This is a genomic window from Micromonospora sp. NPDC005203 (genome assembly GCF_042872705.1).
Classification (GTDB): Bacteria; Actinomycetota; Actinomycetes; order Mycobacteriales; family Micromonosporaceae; genus Micromonospora.
This window is the reverse complement of sequence record NZ_JBIAKV010000007.1, coordinates 138,753-155,822: the sequence shown is the minus strand read 5'-3', so window position 1 is coordinate 155,822 and position 17,070 is coordinate 138,753. Positions and strand designations below refer to the sequence as shown.

Genomic DNA, 17,070 nt, shown 5'->3' with positions numbered 1-17,070 from the left:
TCGCTTCGCTTCGCTTCGTCTCGGCGTCGCCGGGCCGGGCCGGCGACGGGCACAAAAATGCCCCTCGCACAGGAGGGGCCGCCGTGCTGTCGCTGCGCTCAGCGCATCAGCACGGCCCGGTAAGAAGCAGGAAGACTCCGGCCATGTTCGGCAGTGTACCGCGCCGGCCGCCCACCCCGCCGGCCGCAGGGGTACGCGGGCCGGGTCCCCCGAGGCGGCGAATATCGGGGCGTAACCGACGGACTACCTGCGGGGGTCGGCGATAACGACAAACATGGTTAGCCTGAGAGGCTAGTGAGATTCCTGCGGCAAACGAGGCTCGACGTCGCGAACCCAACGGCGGGTCCAGGTGCTCTCAACAGAGCTGCCGTGACGGCGACGAGGAGGAGGCCCGTGACACAACAGACCTGGGACGAGGTGGGCGGCCTACTGCCGCACGACGAGTTCCGCGCCGCCAGCGAGGCCATCGTGGCCAACATCGAGCAGGTCATCGAGGGTAAGACCGCCACCGTGCGGCTCGCCCTGGCCGTCCTGCTCGCCGAGGGTCACCTCCTGATCGAAGACGTTCCCGGTGTCGGCAAGACCAAGCTGGCCAAGGCCCTCGCGCGGTCCATCGACTGCACGGTACGACGGATCCAGTTCACCCCCGACCTGCTGCCCAGCGACGTCACCGGGGTCAGCGTCTACAACCAGGAGACACACGACTTCGAGTTCCGTCCCGGTGCCGTGTTCGCCAACCTGGTGGTCGGCGACGAGATCAACCGCGCCTCGCCGAAAACCCAGTCGGCGCTGCTGGAGTGCATGGAGGAGCGGCAGGTCACCGTCGACGGGGTGACGTACCAGCTCCAGACCCCGTTCATGGTCATCGCCACCCAGAACCCGATCGAGATGGAGGGGACCTACCCGCTGCCCGAGGCGCAGCGCGACCGGTTCACCGCCCGCATCGCGATGGGCTACCCGGACGCCAACGCCGAGCTGGCCATGCTCGACGGCCACGGTGCCACCGACCCGCTGAACGAGCTGCGCGCGGTCTCCGACGCGGACATCGTCCGGCAGCTCATCGCCACCGTCCGGCAGGTGCACGTCGCGGACGCGGTCAAGCAGTACGCGATCGACCTGGTCACCGCCACCCGCGAGGCCCCCGACCTGCGGCTCGGCGCCTCTCCCCGGGCCACCCTGCAGCTGCTGCGCACCGCCCGCGCGGTCGCCGCTTTGGAGGGCCGCGACTACGTGCTCCCCGACGACCTGCAGGCCCTGGCGGTGCCGGTGCTCGCGCACCGGATCATCCCGACCGCCGACGCGCAGCTCGCCCGGCGCACCACCGACGCGATCGTCTCCGAGCTGGTGCACCGCCTGCCGCTGCCGCACGACCGGCAGCGCAACCAGTACGACACCCGGCCCGCCTCCGGCAACGGTCGCGCGCCCTACGAGCCGCGGAGGCCATGACGTGCGTGCCGGGCTGCGCGGGCTGACCACCCGCGGGCGCTCCTTCCTCGCCGCCGCGGCCGCGGCGGCGATCTCGTCCGGCATCCTCGGCGAGAGGGACCTGCTGCGGGTGGCGGTGCTGCTGGCCATCCTGCCGCTGCTGGCCGCGGCCTATGTCGGGCGCAGCCGTTACAAGCTGGCCTGCAACCGTTCGCTCGACCCGCACCGGGTTCCGGTCGGTGCCAACTCCCGCGTGGTGCTGCGTCTGCAGAACCTCTCCCGGTTACCGACCGGCACGCTCCTGCTGGAGGACCGGTTGCCCTACGCCCTGGGCAGCCGACCCCGGGTGGTGTTGGAGCGGCTCGGCGCGCACCAGGCGAGTTCGGTGGCGTACACCGTGCGGGCCGACGTGCGGGGCCGGTACGACGTGGGTCCGCTGGTGGTCCGGATAACCGACCCGTTCGGCCTCTGCGAGCTCACCCGGTCCTTCCCCAGCACCGACCACCTGACGGTCATCCCGCAGGTCGCTCCGCTGCCGTCGGTCCGGCTCCCCGGGGAGTACGCGGGCAGCGGCGACAGCCGCGCCCGGTCGGTGGCGGTGCACGGCGAGGACGACGCGGCGACCCGGGAGTACCGGCGCGGCGACGACCTGCGTCGGGTGCACTGGAAGTCCACCGCGCGTACCGGCGAGCTGATGGTGCGCCGCGAGGAGCAGCCGTGGGAGAGCCGAGCCACTGTCGTCCTGGACACCCGGGCGTACGGCCACCGCGGCGAGGGGCCGACGGCCAGTTTCGAGTGGTCCGTCTCCGCCGCCGCGAGCATCGCCGTCCACCTGCGCCAGGCCGGCTACAAGCTGCGCCTGGTCACCGGCTCGGGCGTCGACGTGGACGCGTCGGAGGCCGGCGGTGACGGGGCGCTGCTCGACCACCTCGCGGAGGTGCGCCTCGATCAGCGCGCCGAGGTGACAGGTCTCGTGCAGCGGGTCCGTCAGCGCGCCGACGGCGGGTTGATCATCGGGCTGTTCGGCACGGTGAGCGTGGCCGAGGCCGAGCTGCTGGCCGGGCTGCGGGGCAACGGCGCCACCTGCATCGGCTTCCTGCTCAACAGCTCCACCTGGCTCAGCCTGCCGGAAAAGGCCCGGGCGGAGGCGGAGCACGCGCACGCCGCCGCCGTCCTCGCCATGTTGCAGAGTGGCTGGCGGGTCGTCGGCGTCGACCACGGTGCCCGACTGCCGACGCTGTGGCCGCAGACCGGTCGGGGCTCCCAGGGCTTCGCCCTGCGCGCCGCGCTGGCGGAGACGGTCGCCGGCGGCGTGCGATGAACGGAAGGGTCCCCTCATGATCGCCAGTCGCCACATCGGCCTGGTGGCGGCCACGGCCACGCTGCTGGCCGCCGCGCCGCTGTCGGCCATCTTCCAGAGCTGGACGTGGCTCGTCGAGTCGATCATCGCGGTCGCCGTGGTGGCCGGGGCGGCCGCGCTGACCAGGCTGGTCCGGGCGCCACTGTGGGGTCAGGTGCTGGGCATGCTGGCCGGGTTGGCCCTCGCCCTGACCTGGATGTTCCCCAGCAACCAGGAACTGCTCGCCATCGTGCCCACGCCGAGCACGTTCGCGCACTTCGCCGACCTGCTCAACGCCTCCCTGCAGGACATGCGCAGGTACGGGGTCGAGGTCCCGGACACCGACCCGCTGCTGTTCATCGCCGTGCTCGGCGTCGGCGCGGTCGCCGTACTGGTGGATGTCCTGGCGGTGGGGCTGCGCCGGCCCGCGCTGGCGGGGTTGCCGATGCTCGCCATCTACTCGGTGCCGGTCGCCGTCTACGTGGACAGCGTCCCCGCGACGCCGTTCGTGGTGGGCGCCGCCGGTTACCTCTGGCTGCTGGTCACCGACAACGTCGACCGGGTACGCAGGTTCGGGCGTCGGTTCACCGGCGACGGCCGCGACGTCGACGTGTGGGAGGCCTCGCCGCTGGCGTCGGCTGGCCGTCGGCTCGCGGTGGTCGGGGTGGCGCTGGCGGTGGCGCTGCCGCTGGCGGTGCCCGGCATGAGTGGCGGGATCCTCGACTCCCTCAGTCGTGGTCCGGGCGACGGCACCGGCAACGGGTCCGGTTCGGGCGGCACATCGGGTCGGATCGACCTCTTCGCCTCGCTCGCCGGTCAGCTCAACCAGTCCCAGGTGGCCGACCTGGTCAAGGTCACCACCTCGGAGCGCGACCCGTTCTACCTACGCTACGCCGTGGCCGACGAGCTGCGTCCGACCGGTTTCCAGGCGCGCAGCCCGAGCGGCCAGCCGGCCAACCGGGACCTGCCCAACCCGGCCGAGCGGGCCCGCCCCGGCGTGCAGCAGACCAGCTACCGGGCCACCGTCGAGGTCACCAAGAGCCTGAGCATGTCGCTCATGCCGGTGTACGCCGAGCCGGTGCGCACCGACGACCTCAGCGGCAACTGGCGCTACGACCCCAACCAGCAGGTCGTTTTCTCCAACCGGGAGAACTCCCGCGGCCGGAAGTACTCCTTCGACTACGTCCGCTCGACGTACACGCCGGCGACCCTGCGGGCCGCCCAATCGCTGCCGACCGACCACCCGGTCCGCCGGCAGATGACCGCCACCCCCGGGCCGGTGCCCGAGGTGGAGGAGTTGGTCAAGGGCCTGACCCAGGGCAAGCGCACCGACTACGACAAGGTGCTGGCGATCTACCAGCACTTCTCGGCGGACAACGGTTTCAGCTACCGGCTGAGCACCGAGAGCGGCAGCAGCGGGCAGGACATCGTCAACTTCCTCACCAACAAGGTCGGCTACTGCCAGCAGTACGCCGCCGCGATGGCCTGGCTGGTCCGTTCGGCGGGCATTCCGGCCCGGGTGGCGTTCGGGTTCACCAACGGCAGCAAGCGCGACGGTGACACGTTCACGTTGACCAACCTCAACCTGCACGCCTGGACCGAGGTCTTCTTCAACGGGCTCGGCTGGGTGCCGTTCGACGCCACCCCGACGTACGGGGTGCCCGGGTCCACCCGCTCGGCCTGGGCGCCGGACACTGACGCGCCGGAGCCGTCCACCCCGGGCACCGGCGTCACGGACGCCCCGGCGGGCCCGGAGGAGTCGGCCGGGCCGGCCGGGCCGGACAACGCCGACCGGGACGTCGACGACGGGCTGTCCCTGGGCGGCACCACGCCGGCCGAGCAGCCACCGGTCTGGCCGTGGTGGACGGCGGGCCTGCTGGCCCTGCTGGCGCTGCTCGCCATTCCCGCGCTGCGCCGGCTGATGCTGCGCCGTCGACGGGGTAGCCAGCCGGCGAGCACCGCGATGGCCGCCACGGCAGCCGCCGGCGACGGTGTCGAGCCGGGGTCGCGGGTGGTGGTGGTCGGCGTGGACGCCGACCGTGCCCGCGCGGACGCACACGCCGCCTGGGCGGAACTGCTCGACACGATGGTGGACTTCCGGGTCCCGGTCGACCTGACCGAGACGCCCCGGGCCACCGCGGACCGGCTGGTCCGCGACACCCTCGGCGACGACACCGCCGCGACCGGGTCGGCGCGGCTGCTCGGCCAGGCGGAGGAGCGGGCCCGTTACGCACGGGACCCGCTGACCGGCGAGCGGTTGCTGCCGGCGCTACGCGCGGTCCGTGGGGCGCTCGCCGCACGGGCCGACCGACGCACCCGCCTGGTCGCCGCCGTGTTGCCGCCGTCGGTGCTGCTGCGCTGGCGGACCACCATGGCGGACACCTCCGGCCGGATGGTGGCGCTGACCGGGCGAGCCCGGTACCGGCTGCTGCGCTGGAACCCTCGACGGCTGTTGGCGGACCGAGCGGCCCGCTGACCTGCCGAGCCTAGCGACGCCCGTCCAGGGCCGGGGTGGCGGTCCACCGACCGCCACCCCGCCCGACAGCCCGTCCCGCCACATCAGGCCTGCCCCGCCGACTCCGGGTGCCGTCGACCCGCTCGATCAAGGCCAAGCGCAGGATCAGGACGTGCGGGGTCGACGCATGAGCAGGGCGCTGCGGGCAGCGGAAATGGGATAGGGGCGCGCGGATGCGACGGAGGTCGCCGGGAGCTGTGCCCGGCGACCCGCTCGTCGCGGCGTTCGGCCCGCCTCAGCGGCGGGACTGACTCAGCGGTGCCCCTCCGGGCGCTGCCGCCACCTGTCCTCCATGCGGTCCAGGAGCGACGACCGGCGACCGGACCGGGCACCGCGGGGACGACGACGACTTGTCGTGCCGCCCACCACGTGCAGGTCGGGTGACTGTGCTCGCCGGTGCGACTGCACCGCGAACGCGGCCGAGGCCAGCATGACGACAAAGCCCGCCACCGCCAGCGGTGGAGTCTTGATCACCGCCCCGTAGACCAGTAGAGCCAGGCCAGCGATGATGACGCCGGCGGCGACGAGCAGGCGACGCCGCGCATGGAAGCGCGGATCGCTGGCGCGCACGGCCGAGGCGAATTTGGGGTCCTCGGCAAGCGACCGCTCGATCTGCTCGAACAGCCGCTGCTCGTGCTCCGAGAGCGGCACGGCACTCCTCCCCGGTCACGTTGGTCGGGCCCACTCGGGCCGACAGACCGTGGCAGCCATCCGACTGCTTACCCGCAAGTCTACGAGGGGGGTCGCGCGTCGGAAAGCGGGACGACCTACGGGTGGGGTGGATTTTCCTTTCGTTGAGCGTCGCGGTCGCCCATCAGACTGGCCGGACCTATGACGGACCGCCCGAATCGGGCAGCGGCGGCGTCGGCGGCAGCTTCCGCCTCCCGCCAACCGCGCTCGGGCGCGCCGAGGGTGAGCTGTCGGGGCGCGCCCCTCGCCGGGGCGAGCCCCTCCACCCGGACACCGACGAGCCGGATCCGCTCGCCCGGGTCCAGTGCGGTGTAGAGCGCCCAGACCGTGTCGAACATCTCGCGGGCGGTGTCGGTGGGCACGTCGAGGGTGCGGGAACGGCTGACGGTCCGGAAGTCGGCCAGCCGCACCTTGAGTGCGACGGTGCGCCCGACCTGCCCGGAGCCGCGCAACCGGACGCCGACCTTGGCGCTGAGCGCGAGCAACGCGCGGCGGATCTCCAGCGGGTCGGCCACGTCGACGTCGAAGGTCACCTCGGCGCCGATCGACTTGTCGACGTGCTCGGGGCTGACCCGGCGTTGGTCCCGTCCCCAGGCCAGCTCGTGCAGGTGGGCCGCCGACGCCGCGCCGACCGCCTTGCGGAGCATGCCCAACGGGGCCTCGGCGAGGTCGCCGACGGTGGCCAGGCCGAGCCTGCGCAGCGACTCGGCGGCCCGCTCCCCCACTCCCCAGAGCGCGTCCACCGGCAGCGGGTGCAGGAAGTCGAGCACCTGCCCCGAGGGCACCACCAGCAGGCCGTCCGGCTTGGCCCGGGTGGAACCGAGTTTCGCCACGAACTTGCTCGGCGCCACCCCGACCGAACAGGTGAGCGCCTGCTCGTCGGCGACCCGTTGGCGGATCAGTCGGGCGATGGCGGCCGGGGCGCCGAAGAGCCGGCGGGCGCCGCTCACGTCGAGGAACGCCTCGTCGAGGGAGAGCGGCTCGACCAGCGGGGTGACGTCTCGGAAGATCTGCATCACCGCCCGGGAGGCGGCCGTGTAGGCGCTGAACTCCGGTGGCAGGTAGACCGCGTGCGGGCAGCGCGCCCGGGCCTGGCTGGTCGGCATCGCGCTGCGCACGCCGTAACGGCGGGCCTCGTAGCTGGCCGAGCTGACCACGCCGCGCGGCCCCACCCCGCCGACGACCACCGGCCGGCCGCGCAGCTCCGGTCGGCGGCGCACCTCGACGGCGGCGAAGAAGGCGTCCATGTCGACGTGCAGGATCGGGCTGCCGGAGTCGTCGGCATCCGGCCCGAAGCGCGGATCCCCGCCCCGGGGCAACGACTGACTGCGGCCCATCCGGGCAGGTTAACCCGAAGGTACGACATCACCAGCCGCCGGCGGGCCGGACCGTGCGTCGGTCAGCCGCGCACGACCAGCAGCGGCACGGTCAGCTCGGCGGCGGTGTCCGACCCGTGGTACGCCACCAGCTTCGACGCCATCGGCCGCTCGGTGCGGCTGGCCATGACCGCGTAGGTGTCGTTGCAGATCACCACCACGTCACCGATCCGCCCGAGGTGGTCCTCGGACACCGGCCCGAACCAGCCGGTGGCCACCACCTCGTCGCGGGTGCGTACCCGCGCGGCGGCACCGAGCACGGTCGACCAGGCGGCCACCACGTCGTCGAGCGCGCCCGGCGCGACGTGCAGGTACCGCACCCGGGCCTCACCGGCGACCACCCGGACCCCGTCGCGCAGGCGCGGGTCGGCGTCCAGGTCGAAGCGGTGCTCGGCGGGGATGTCGAGTTGGCCGTGGTCGGCGGTCACCAGCAGCGCCGCGTCCGGCGGGAGGCCGTCGACCAGTCGGGCGACAAGCGCGTCCACCTCGGTGGCGGCGGCCCGCCAGGGTGCCGAGTCGACGCCGCTGACGTGGCCGTGCCGGTCCAGGTCGGCGTGGTAGCCGGAGACCAGCGTCGGCCCGGCGCCGGCGGACAGCGCGGCCAGCATGGCGGTGGCCACCGCGTCCCCACCGGCGGCGCCCCGGAAGTCGCCGCCCCGGTTGGCGGCCAGGGTCAACCCGCTGCCGCCGAACTCGGGCCGACTCACCACAGTCGTCGTCACACCGGCGGCGCGGGCGCGCTCCAACTGGGTGGTCACCGGCTGCCAGCTCAGCGGCGACGGATCCCCGGCCCAGTCGGTGTGGGTGAGCACGCGGTCCGTGCCGGGCACCCGCACGGTGAAGCCGAGCACCCCGTGCGCGCCGGGCGGCGCACCGGTGCCCAGCGACACCAGGCTGGTCGGGGTGGTGGACGGGAAACCCGCGATGAGCGGCCGGGCCGTCGTCGCGGCCAGCCCGGCGAGCGTCGGCGCGTACGGGGCGGCGGTCGGCACCTGGTACCAGCCGAGCCCGTCGACCAGCAGCACGGCGATCCGGCGCACCCCGGCCAGCGTGGGGGCCAGCCCGAGCGGGTCGGCCGAGCCGGGCACGCCGAGCACGGCGAGCGCGCTGGGCAGCACGTCCGCGAGACGGCCACCGCCGTGGTGCGGCCCGAGGACCGCCAGCGGCGGCCCGGGTGGCGGGTCGTCGCTCATGCCGGTCGGCGGGCGAACAGGTGCAGTTGGGCGGCCAGGTCCCGGTACGGCGGTTGGGCGGCCAGCGCGCGCTCCAGCTCGACCAGGGCGGCGGACTGCCCGTCGGCGACCGCGGCCGGCAGCAGGTCGGCCAGCACTCGTACCCCGTGGATCTCCTCGACCACCAGCCCGGCGGCGCCGAGCAGCGCGGCGGCCCCGGGGGCGTCGTAGCGCCGGCGCAGTGTGTCGCGCGGCCCGGCCGTGCCGGCCGGATCGGTGGCCAGGGCGGTCGCGACGTCCAGGTGCCCGTTCATCGCCCGGCCCAGCACGGCGGCGGCCCGGCCGGCGACCAGGACACTTGCCGCGCCGCCGGGACGCAGCGCGGTGGCCAGCGCGGCGACCACCGGCGTCGGGTCGTCGACCACCTCCAGCACGGCGTGGCAGAGCACCAGGTCGACGCCGGCCGGCTCGACCAGCCCGGCGAGGGCGTCACCGTCGCCCTGCACCGCGGCGATCCGGTCGGCCACCCCGGCCTCGGCGGCGCGACGGGTGAGCGCCGCGAGGGAGTCGGGGCTGGCGTCGACCACGGTGACCCGGTGCCCGGCGCGGGCCAGCGGAACGGCGAAACCGCCGGTGCCACCGCCCACGTCGAGCACGGTCAGCTCGGCGTCGCCGCGCCGGTCCAGCTCGGCGCGGAGCACCGACCAGATCACGGCGGTACGGGGTGTCAGCGGCGGCTCGGCGAACCGGCCTCGGGTCTGCTCCACCCGGTCGAGCCTAGTAGATCAGGAGTCGGCGCCCTCGGCCTCGTCCTCGGCCCGGGACCGGCGCTCGTTGGCCACCGGACCGTTTGTCACCTCGTACTCGCGGGGGTCGGCGAGGTGCGACGGCACCCAGCCGGTGCCCAGCCGGGTCCGCCGGGCGTTGGCGATTCCACCGATGTACGCGTGATTTCCCGTCACTGTCGTTCTCCCTCACGGATCACGGGCGGCTCTGCCCGCTCGGGACGATTCTCCCGCCCAACGACCCAGGAAACCGTAATGTGGATCACTGAATCAGCGGAAGTCACGGGAGGCGGGGCTGACCGGCGGCTCGATGGCGTCCAGTCGGTCGGCGACCAGGTTGGTCACCCCCTCGTGCCGCTGCAACCGCCCCCGGACCACAAGCGCGGCGCTGGTCCGGGCCACCCGCCGGTAGCGCTGCCACAACCCCGGCGAGCAGGTGACGTTGAGCATCCCCGTCTCGTCCTCCAGGTTGAGGAAGGTGACCCCGCCCGCGGTCGCCGGACGTTGCCGGTGGGTGACGATGCCGCCGACCCGGATCCGTTGCCCCGGCTCCACCCGGCCCAGCCGGGCGATCGGCACCGCGCCGAGCACGTCGAGCTGACCCCGGATGAAGCGGGCCGGATGGCTCTCCGGGGACAGCCCGGTGGCCCACACGTCGGCGACCAGCCGGTCCACCGCCTCCATCCCGGGCAGCGTGGGCGCCGCCGCGCCGGTCACCGTGCCGGGCAGCCGGCCCGGCCGGTCCTGGGCCGCCGCGCCGGCGGCCCAGAGCGCCTCCCGCCGGGTCAGCCCGAAACAGGCGAAGGCGTCCGCGGTGGCCAGCGCCTCCAGTTGCGCGGCGGTGAGACCGACCCGCCGGGCCAGATCCGACATGTCCCGGTACGGCCCACCGGCGTCCCGGTCCGCCGCGATCCGCTCGGCCACGTCGGCGCCGAGGGTGCGTACGCTGGACAGGCCGAGCCGGACGGCCGGGCCGCCCAGCCCCCAGGCGTGCGGCGGCTCCCCCGGCCCGCTGCCCCACCGGGTGTCCGGGGTGGACTCCAGCACCGCCACCGCCCCGCTGGCGTTGATGTCCGGCCGGCGCACCTCCACGCCGTGCCGGCGGGCGTCGTCGACCAGGGTCTGCGGGGAGTAGAAGCCCATCGGCTGGGCGTTGAGCAGCGCGGCCAGGAACGGTGCCGGGTGGTAGCGCTTGAGCCACGAGCTGGCGTAGACCAGGTAGGCGAAGCTCATCGCGTGGCTCTCCGGGAAGCCGTAGCTGGCGAACGCGGTGAGCTTGCGGTAGACGTCGTCGGCCAGCTCGCCGGTGATACCCCGCTCGGCCATCCCGGCGTAGAGCCGGTCGGCGATGCGGGTCATCCGCTCGACCGACCGTTTCGCGCCCATCGCCCGGCGCAACTGGTCGGCCCCGGCCGCGTCGAAGCCGGCCAGGTCGATGGCGAGCTGCATCAGCTGCTCCTGGAACAGCGGCACACCCAGGGTCTTCTCCAGGGCGTTGCGCATCAGCGGGTGCGCGAACGTCACCGGCTCCTGGCCGTTCTTGCGCCGGATGAACGGGTGCACCGAACCGCCCTGGATCGGGCCGGGGCGGATCAGCGCCACCTCGACCACCAGGTCGTAGAACTCGCGGGGCTTGAGCCGGGGCAGGGTGGCCATCTGGGCGCGGCTCTCCACCTGGAACACCCCGACCGAGTCGGCCCGGCAGAGCATGTCGTAGACCTCCGGGTCGTCCAGGGTCATGTCACCGAGGTCGAGGCTCTCGCCGATCATGTCGTAGCCGTAGTGCAGGGCGGAGAGCATGCCGAGCCCGAGCAGGTCGAACTTGACCAGGCCCACCGCCGCGCAGTCGTCCTTGTCCCACTGGAGCACGCTGCGCCCAGGCATCCGCCCCCACTCCACCGGGCAGACCTCGATCACCGGCCGGTCGCAGATCACCATGCCGCCGGAGTGGATGCCCAGGTGCCGGGGGAACGTCTGCAACTCGTTGGCGTACTCCACCACCTGTTCGGGGATGTTCTCGACGTCGACCGTGGCGACCGATCCCCACCTGTCGATCTGCTTGCTCCAGGCGTCCTGCTGACCGGGCGAGAAGCCGAACGCCTTGGCCACGTCCCGCACCGCCGACCGGGGTCGGTAGGAGATGACGTTGGCGACCTGGGCGGCGTGTTCCCGGCCGTAGCGGGTGTAGACGTGCTGGATCACCTCCTCCCGGCGGTCGGACTCGATGTCCACGTCGATGTCCGGTGGGCCGTCGCGCTCCGGGGCGAGGAACCGCTCGAAGAGCAGCCGGTGCCGGACCGCGTCCACATTGGTGATCCGCAGCGCGTAGCAGACCGCCGAGTTGGCCGCCGACCCCCGGCCCTGGCAGTAGATGTCCTGCTCACGGCAGAACAAGACGATGTCGTAGACCACCAGGAAGTAGCCGGGGAAGCCCAGCTCCTCGATCATGTTGAGTTCGTGGTCGAGTTGCGCGTACGCCGCCGGGTGCGCCTGCGGCGGCCCGTAGCGCTCGTGCGCGCCGTCGGCGGTCAGCTTGCGCAGCCAGCTCATCTCGGTGTGCCCCGGCGGCACCGGGTACGCCGGCAACTGCGGCGCGACCAGTTGCAGGTCGAAGGCCAACTCGGCGCCGAACTCGGCGGCCCGCGCCACCGCACCCGGGTACGCGGCGAACCGGGCCGCCATCTCCGCGCCGCTGCGCAGGTGGGCGGTGGCCGCGGCGGGCAGCCAGCCGTCGATCTCGTCCAGGCTGCGGCGGGCCCGGACGGCGGCGACGGTGGTGGCCAGCCGACGCCGACCGGGGCTGGCGTAGTGCACGTTGTTGCTGGCCACCGTCGGCAGCCCGGCCGCGGCGGCCAGCTCGGCGAGCGCGTCGTTGCGGTCGGCGTCGACGGGATGACCGTGGTCGGTCAGCTCCACCGCGACCGTCTCCGCGCCGAAGAGCGCGGTCAGCCGGTCCAACTCGCGCGCCGCCGCGTCCACGCCCTCGGTGAGCAGCGCCCCCGGCACGTGCCCCTTGCGGCAACCGGTCAACACCAGCACGTGGTCACGCAGCTCTTCGGCGACCTGCTCCAGCTCCCCGTAGACCGGGCGGCCCTTCTCCCCGCCGCGTAGCTGGGCGCGGGCGATGGTGGTGGCCAGCCGGGCGTACCCCTCGTGGCCGTGCGCGAGCACCAGCAGGTGCGCGCCGTGTGGGTCGGGTTCGCCGTTCTGCGGGCCGGGTAGCCCGAGGGACAGCTCCGCGCCGAAGATGGTCGGCAGGCCCAGCGTCCGAGCCGCCTCGGCGAAGCGGACCACCCCGTAGAAGCCGTCGTGGTCGGTGACGGCGAGCGCGGTGAGCCCCAGCCGGGCCGCCTCCTCGGCCAGTTCCTCCGGGTGACTGGCACCGTCGAGGAAGCTGAAGTTGGTGTGCGCGTGCAGCTCCGCGTAGGGCACCACGCCGTCCGGACGGGTCAGCTCCGGCGGCTGGTACGGCTCACGGTGGCGGCTCCAGGCCGGGGAGTCTCCCCCGTCGGCGTCCACGGCGAGCGGGTCCACCACGTGCAGGTGCCGCTCCTCACGCGACCGCCCGCCGCCGGCCCGCCCGGAGAGCACCCGCTCCAACTCCGACCAGGGCATCTTCGGGTTGTGGAAGCTCACCTGGCCGCCACCTCGCCCGGCCAGAGCTTGATCGACTCGGCCTCCTGAAAATCGGGCGGTCCGCACAGGCGGGACACCGCGGTTCTCAGGATGTCGAGTCGATCACGGCCAGGGGACGTGTGCTCAGTCATAGATCGCCTCCACCAGCCACTGCCCGGCCTCGACGGCCAGCAGCAGGGCGGCGCCGTCGGCCAGGCTGACCTGGAACCGAGCCCGACGGCGGGCCTCGGCCGGGGCCCACCACCGCTCGTCCACCGGCCACGGGCCGGCCCAGCCCACGATCTCCGCCGGCTGACCGGTGCCGACCACCAACCGAGCCGGTGGGGCGCTCACCGCCAGCCGCGCGCTGATCACCACCGGCTCGCCGGCGGCGTCGTGCACGGTCGCGGCGAGTGGGCTGGGCAGCACCACCGCCGGCGCCGGCGCCGGGAGTCGTCCGGGCCACGGCGGCACCCCGCCCGTGCCGCGGGCAGCAGGCCGACCGGCACCGACGGCCCGGGCAGCGCCGCTGGCGCTCGACCCGCCGGCCAGCGGCACCGGCGCGACCGCCTCACCGGCCAGCGGCACCGAACCAGAACGCGCGACCGCCTCACCCGACAACGGCACCGAACCAGAGCGCGCGACCGCCTCGCCGGGCAGCGGCGCCGGGCCGGGACGGGTGGGGAGACGTTCGTCGCCCCACGGCACCAGTCGCACCTGGTCGGCCGGGGAGCGACCGCCGCCGAGCACAGCGGTGACCACCGCCTCCGGGCCGAGGATGCCCTGCACGCGGCTCAACGCCCGGTGTGCCCGGTCCCGCTCCTCGCCGGCCTCCCCCCACAGGCCGACCTGCAGGCCGGCCTGGGCGATCACCCCGTCCGGGACCAGCCGCAACCGGATGATGCCGGCCGTCGGCCGGGCCGGTCGTGCGCCGGTACGGCCGTTGCTGCCGGAGAGCCAACCGTCGAGTTGCCAGCGCACCCGGTCGGCGATGGCCGCGGCCGTGAGCAGGCCATCGTGCCGCCACACCCGGTGCAACTCCTGACCGTGTTCGGTGACCGCCTCGATGCCGAGCCGGGTGCAGGCCAGCCCGCGCCCGGCCAGCCCCTCGTGCAACTGTTCGGCCAACGCCCGGGCCGCGAACGCCGCCGCGTCGACCCGGTCGATCGGTTCGTCGTACCCGGCGGTCACCGTCAGGTCGGCCGGTGGCTGCCGGACGGCGAGCGGTCGGTGGTCGCGCCCGGCAGCGAGCCGGTGGGCCAACGCTCCGTCGAACCCGAACCGGGCCACCACGTCGCCGGCCGGCAACGCGGCGAAGTCGCCGAGGGTACGCACCCCCAGCCGGCGCAGCAGGTCGGCCAACGCCGACCGGCCGAGCGCCTCGACCGGCAACCCGGCCAGGAACTCCGGTGTCCCGCCCGGTGCCACCACCCGGCCGGCGCGGGCGGCCAACCCGGCCGCGAACACCCCGTCGGCGATGCCTACCTGACTCTCCACCAGGCACGACTGGGCGACATGCTCGATGATCCGCTCAGCGGCCGCCTCCTCACCACCGAGGTAGCGGCCCGGCCCCCGGGCGGCCACCGCGCAGGCGCCCGGACGGACCACCTCCACGCCGGCGACCAACTCCTCCACCGCGGCCACCACCGGCTCGAACGCCCGGGCGTCCCGGCCTGGGTCGTATTCCACGACGGTGAGTTGCGGGCAGCGACCCTGTGCCTCCCGCTTACGCAGACCTCGGCGTACCCCCTCGGCGCGGGCCCGCTCGGAGCAGGCGACCACCCGGTTGGCGTGCAGCACGGCCACCGGGCTGGTCGCCGGCACCCCGTCGACGATCTCGGCGGCGAGCACCGGCCAGTCCGGGCACCACAACAGCAGGGTGCGTGGTGGAGAACCGGTCACCCCCGACCGACCAGGGCAAGCGGCGCGGCCGGTCGGCCCGCGGTTGACGGCACCGTGCGGGGAATGACCCGGGTCAGCTCGTCACCCGGGAGCCAGACCTTGATCTCCTTGGGTCGGGCGGCCGCCCCGCGCCCGCGCGCCGAGACGGTGACCTCCCGGCGGCGCAGCCGCCCCCGGCCCTGACCGAGCCCTTCCCACACTCCACGGACCACCCGCAGTGTCACGTCCGCGCCGTCCCACCGGCCGTACGGGACGAGCACGCTGCCGCGCTGCCGGGCCCGGGCGGCCAACCGGGTGGCGACCGAGGCGGAGACCGTGGCCGGCACGGTGGTGACCACGACGTCCACCCCGTCGATCAGCGCGGCGACCACGGTGGCCCACTCCGGGCCGGGATTCGGCACCAGGGCCAGCCGGTCCAGGGCGATGCCCAGCTCAGCGGCCGCACCCGCACCGAACGTCGGCACACCGACCACGGCGCACCACGAGCCGGCCCGGGACGCCTCAGCGAGCAGGGCCAGCATCAGCGAGGTGCCGCCGCTGCGCTGGGGCTGGCCGGCGGCGACCGCGATGGTGCTCCCCCGGCGCAGGCCTCGGTTGGGCAGCAGACCGGTCAGCTCGGGTGCCACCGGCAGCACCCGATGGCCACCGACCGGGTCGGGTGCGCTCGCCGGGCGCACCAGATCGGCCAGTGCGGCGGAACCGACCACCATGCGGCCCGCCATTGGACCAACCCCCCGTCGTTGCTGCTGCTGCTGTGGATCACATTCAGGACCGGCACGCCGTGCCACCGCCCGCCCGGCTCCCCCCGCGGGGCGGTCGGTGGCACGGCGGGCTCATGCGGCGAGGCCATCCAGGGCCGGTTGGTGGGCCACGCCGAGCGCGGTCTCCACCACCGTGACGAACTGTTCGGCGGCGCGGAGCAGGTCGTCGGCTTCCCGGGCGCTGACCACCCGGGGGATGCCGGCCTCGGCGGCGGCACGCTTGCTGGCTCCGGCGGCGAAGAATCGGGACCACTCGTCGAGCTCCGGAGCGACGGCGCAGAGGAGGACCCAGACACTGGTGATCCGGTTGCGTCGACTGGGCGCGGGCCGGGCCCGGGCGGCGAGCAGGGCAGCCGCCGCCCGCAGCGCCGCCAGGTGGGCAGCCGCGTAGCGCAGGCCGTCGGGTCGGGTCTGGCCGGCCTCGACCAGCCCGCGCCGCGCCAACATGAGGAGTTGGGCGGGGGTGCGGTGCGGCAGCACGTGCGCCGGCACCGTCGGTGCCTGAGCCGGGTTGATCGGCATGGGTGTCTCTCCTCCACGTGGCCGAGACGTCGCTCCGGCGGCTGATGCCACCGACGAGACGCCGAGGTCGGGTGGTGCGGAGGAAGACGCACCGGGTGTGGCCGGCCGGGTGTGGACGCTTCCCCACACCACACCCGGCCGGCGTACCGGCGGGTGCGTCGCCCGCCGCCCGGGGGTCGTGGGCGGCGAGCGACGCTCCTGCCTGTCGGGACCAGGCTCGCGACTGCCCGGAAACCCAGGTGCGGCCCGCGGAGCCACACCGGCCGGAGCTGGCGCCGCGAAACGCCGCGCTCCGGCTGGTTGGAACGGGCGTTCGAGGCAATCGAACACTCGTTCTAACTGCTGCTGACAGTACACCTCCCCTCCGACGAAAATGCAACGTGTGACGCGCCGCCCGTGCCGGCCGACTGAACCGGGCGCCAGCGGACCGGGAAGAATGGCGGGATGCAGCCACACCCGAACGTACGGGCGGTGCAGGACGCGCTCACCGCCGCCGGCACGCTCGACGGCGCCGGTGAGCCCAGCACGATCCGTCTGCTGCCCGACGCGGTGCCCACGGCGGTGGCCGCCGCCGAGGCGCTCGACGTCGAGGTCGGCCAGATCGCCAACTCGTTGATCTTCGACGCGGACGACGCGCCGCTGCTCGTGCTCACCTCCGGCGCGCACCGGGTGGACACCGCCGGACTGGCCGCGTCGATCGGGGTCACCCGGCTGCGCCGGGCCACCCCGGAGTTCGTCCGGACACACACCGGGCAGCCGATCGGCGGGGTCGCCCCGCTCGGGCACCCGCACCCGCTGCGCACCCTGGTGGACACGGCGCTGGCGACGTACCCCGAGATCTGGGCGGCGGGTGGCGTACCGCAGGCGGTCTTTCCGACCACCTACGCCGAACTGCTGCGGATCACCGCCGGCACCCCGGCCGAGGTGGCGTGAGCGAGCGAGCCAGCAGGCACCGCGGCGACGCGCTC

13 protein-coding genes are annotated in these 17,070 nt (G+C 74.2%); 4 read left to right on the top strand and 9 right to left on the bottom strand.

Annotated features, from left to right (window positions below):
- Positions 1-393: 393 nt before the first annotated feature.
- From ACFYPM_RS17935 to ACFYPM_RS17925, 3 genes are read left to right on the top strand one after another with little or no spacing between them, the layout of a single operon-like run.
- Positions 394-1,446, top strand: a complete 1,053-nt coding sequence (locus ACFYPM_RS17935) for an AAA family ATPase (protein ID WP_387197722.1) — start codon at positions 394-396, stop codon at positions 1,444-1,446.
- A gap of 1 nt (position 1,447) precedes the next feature.
- On the top strand, positions 1,448-2,746 hold the full coding sequence (locus tag ACFYPM_RS17930) for a DUF58 domain-containing protein (protein ID WP_387197720.1): 1,299 nt from the start codon (positions 1,448-1,450) through the stop codon (positions 2,744-2,746).
- 16 nt (positions 2,747-2,762) lie between these two features.
- Positions 2,763-5,240 carry a transglutaminaseTgpA domain-containing protein gene (locus tag ACFYPM_RS17925; protein WP_387197717.1) on the top strand — a complete coding sequence of 826 codons (2,478 nt, stop codon included), beginning with the start codon at positions 2,763-2,765 and terminating at the stop codon, positions 5,238-5,240.
- A gap of 291 nt (positions 5,241-5,531) precedes the next feature.
- Here the strand turns inward: ACFYPM_RS17925 and ACFYPM_RS17920 are convergent, their stop codons facing one another.
- The 9 genes from ACFYPM_RS17920 to ACFYPM_RS17880 all read right to left on the bottom strand — a co-directional run bounded on the left by ACFYPM_RS17920 (position 5,532) and on the right by ACFYPM_RS17880 (position 16,102).
- Positions 5,532-5,930: a DUF3040 domain-containing protein gene (locus ACFYPM_RS17920; protein ID WP_387197714.1), complete on the bottom strand. Its 399-nt coding sequence runs from the start codon at positions 5,928-5,930 to the stop codon at positions 5,532-5,534.
- A gap of 116 nt (positions 5,931-6,046) precedes the next feature.
- Positions 6,047-7,306, bottom strand: coding sequence for a DNA polymerase IV (locus tag ACFYPM_RS17915; RefSeq protein WP_387197711.1), 1,260 nt, complete (start codon positions 7,304-7,306; stop codon positions 6,047-6,049).
- 62 nt (positions 7,307-7,368) lie between these two features.
- Positions 7,369-8,538, bottom strand: coding sequence for an alkaline phosphatase family protein (locus ACFYPM_RS17910; RefSeq protein ID WP_387197708.1), 1,170 nt, complete (start codon positions 8,536-8,538; stop codon positions 7,369-7,371).
- Positions 8,535-9,284, bottom strand: coding sequence for a methyltransferase domain-containing protein (locus tag ACFYPM_RS17905; RefSeq protein WP_357251011.1), 750 nt, complete (start codon positions 9,282-9,284; stop codon positions 8,535-8,537). The genes ACFYPM_RS17910 and ACFYPM_RS17905 overlap by 4 nt, the downstream gene beginning before the upstream one ends.
- Before the next feature lie 18 nt (positions 9,285-9,302).
- Positions 9,303-9,479 carry a hypothetical protein gene (locus ACFYPM_RS17900; protein ID WP_387197705.1) on the bottom strand — a complete coding sequence of 59 codons (177 nt, stop codon included), beginning with the start codon at positions 9,477-9,479 and terminating at the stop codon, positions 9,303-9,305.
- A 93-nt stretch (positions 9,480-9,572) separates the two neighbouring features.
- On the bottom strand, positions 9,573-12,938 hold the full coding sequence (locus ACFYPM_RS17895) for an error-prone DNA polymerase (RefSeq protein ID WP_387197702.1): 3,366 nt from the start codon (positions 12,936-12,938) through the stop codon (positions 9,573-9,575).
- Positions 12,939-13,061: 123 nt separating this feature from the next.
- Positions 13,062-14,819 (bottom strand): DNA polymerase Y family protein, encoded by a 1,758-nt coding sequence (locus ACFYPM_RS17890; protein WP_387197699.1) that lies wholly within the window; start codon positions 14,817-14,819, stop codon positions 13,062-13,064.
- On the bottom strand, positions 14,816-15,541 hold the full coding sequence (locus ACFYPM_RS17885) for a hypothetical protein (RefSeq protein WP_387197696.1): 726 nt from the start codon (positions 15,539-15,541) through the stop codon (positions 14,816-14,818). Before ACFYPM_RS17885 ends, ACFYPM_RS17890 begins: the two co-directional genes overlap by 4 nt.
- Before the next feature lie 111 nt (positions 15,542-15,652).
- Positions 15,653-16,102 carry an SAV_6107 family HEPN domain-containing protein gene (locus ACFYPM_RS17880; protein WP_387197693.1) on the bottom strand — a complete coding sequence of 150 codons (450 nt, stop codon included), beginning with the start codon at positions 16,100-16,102 and terminating at the stop codon, positions 15,653-15,655.
- A gap of 444 nt (positions 16,103-16,546) precedes the next feature.
- Here ACFYPM_RS17880 and ACFYPM_RS17875 point away from each other — a divergent pair, with 444 nt between their 5' ends.
- Positions 16,547-17,035 carry a YbaK/EbsC family protein gene (locus tag ACFYPM_RS17875; protein WP_387197690.1) on the top strand — a complete coding sequence of 163 codons (489 nt, stop codon included), beginning with the start codon at positions 16,547-16,549 and terminating at the stop codon, positions 17,033-17,035.
- Positions 17,036-17,070 lie beyond the last annotated feature (35 nt).

Bases quoted from the DNA above. Each gene is read 5' to 3' on its own strand.
- ACFYPM_RS17925 (WP_387197717.1), top strand. From the start codon at position 2,763: ATGATCGCCAGTCGCCACATCGGCCTGGTGGCGGCCACGGCCACGCTG.
- ACFYPM_RS17915 (WP_387197711.1), bottom strand. From the start codon at position 7,306: ATGGGCCGCAGTCAGTCGTTGCCCCGGGGCGGGGATCCGCGCTTCGGG.
- ACFYPM_RS17910 (WP_387197708.1), bottom strand. From the start codon at position 8,538: ATGAGCGACGACCCGCCACCCGGGCCGCCGCTGGCGGTCCTCGGGCCG.
- ACFYPM_RS17885 (WP_387197696.1), bottom strand. From the start codon at position 15,541: ATGGCGGGCCGCATGGTGGTCGGTTCCGCCGCACTGGCCGATCTGGTG.
- ACFYPM_RS17880 (WP_387197693.1), bottom strand. From the start codon at position 16,102: ATGCCGATCAACCCGGCTCAGGCACCGACGGTGCCGGCGCACGTGCTG.
- ACFYPM_RS17875 (WP_387197690.1), top strand. From the start codon at position 16,547: ATGCAGCCACACCCGAACGTACGGGCGGTGCAGGACGCGCTCACCGCC.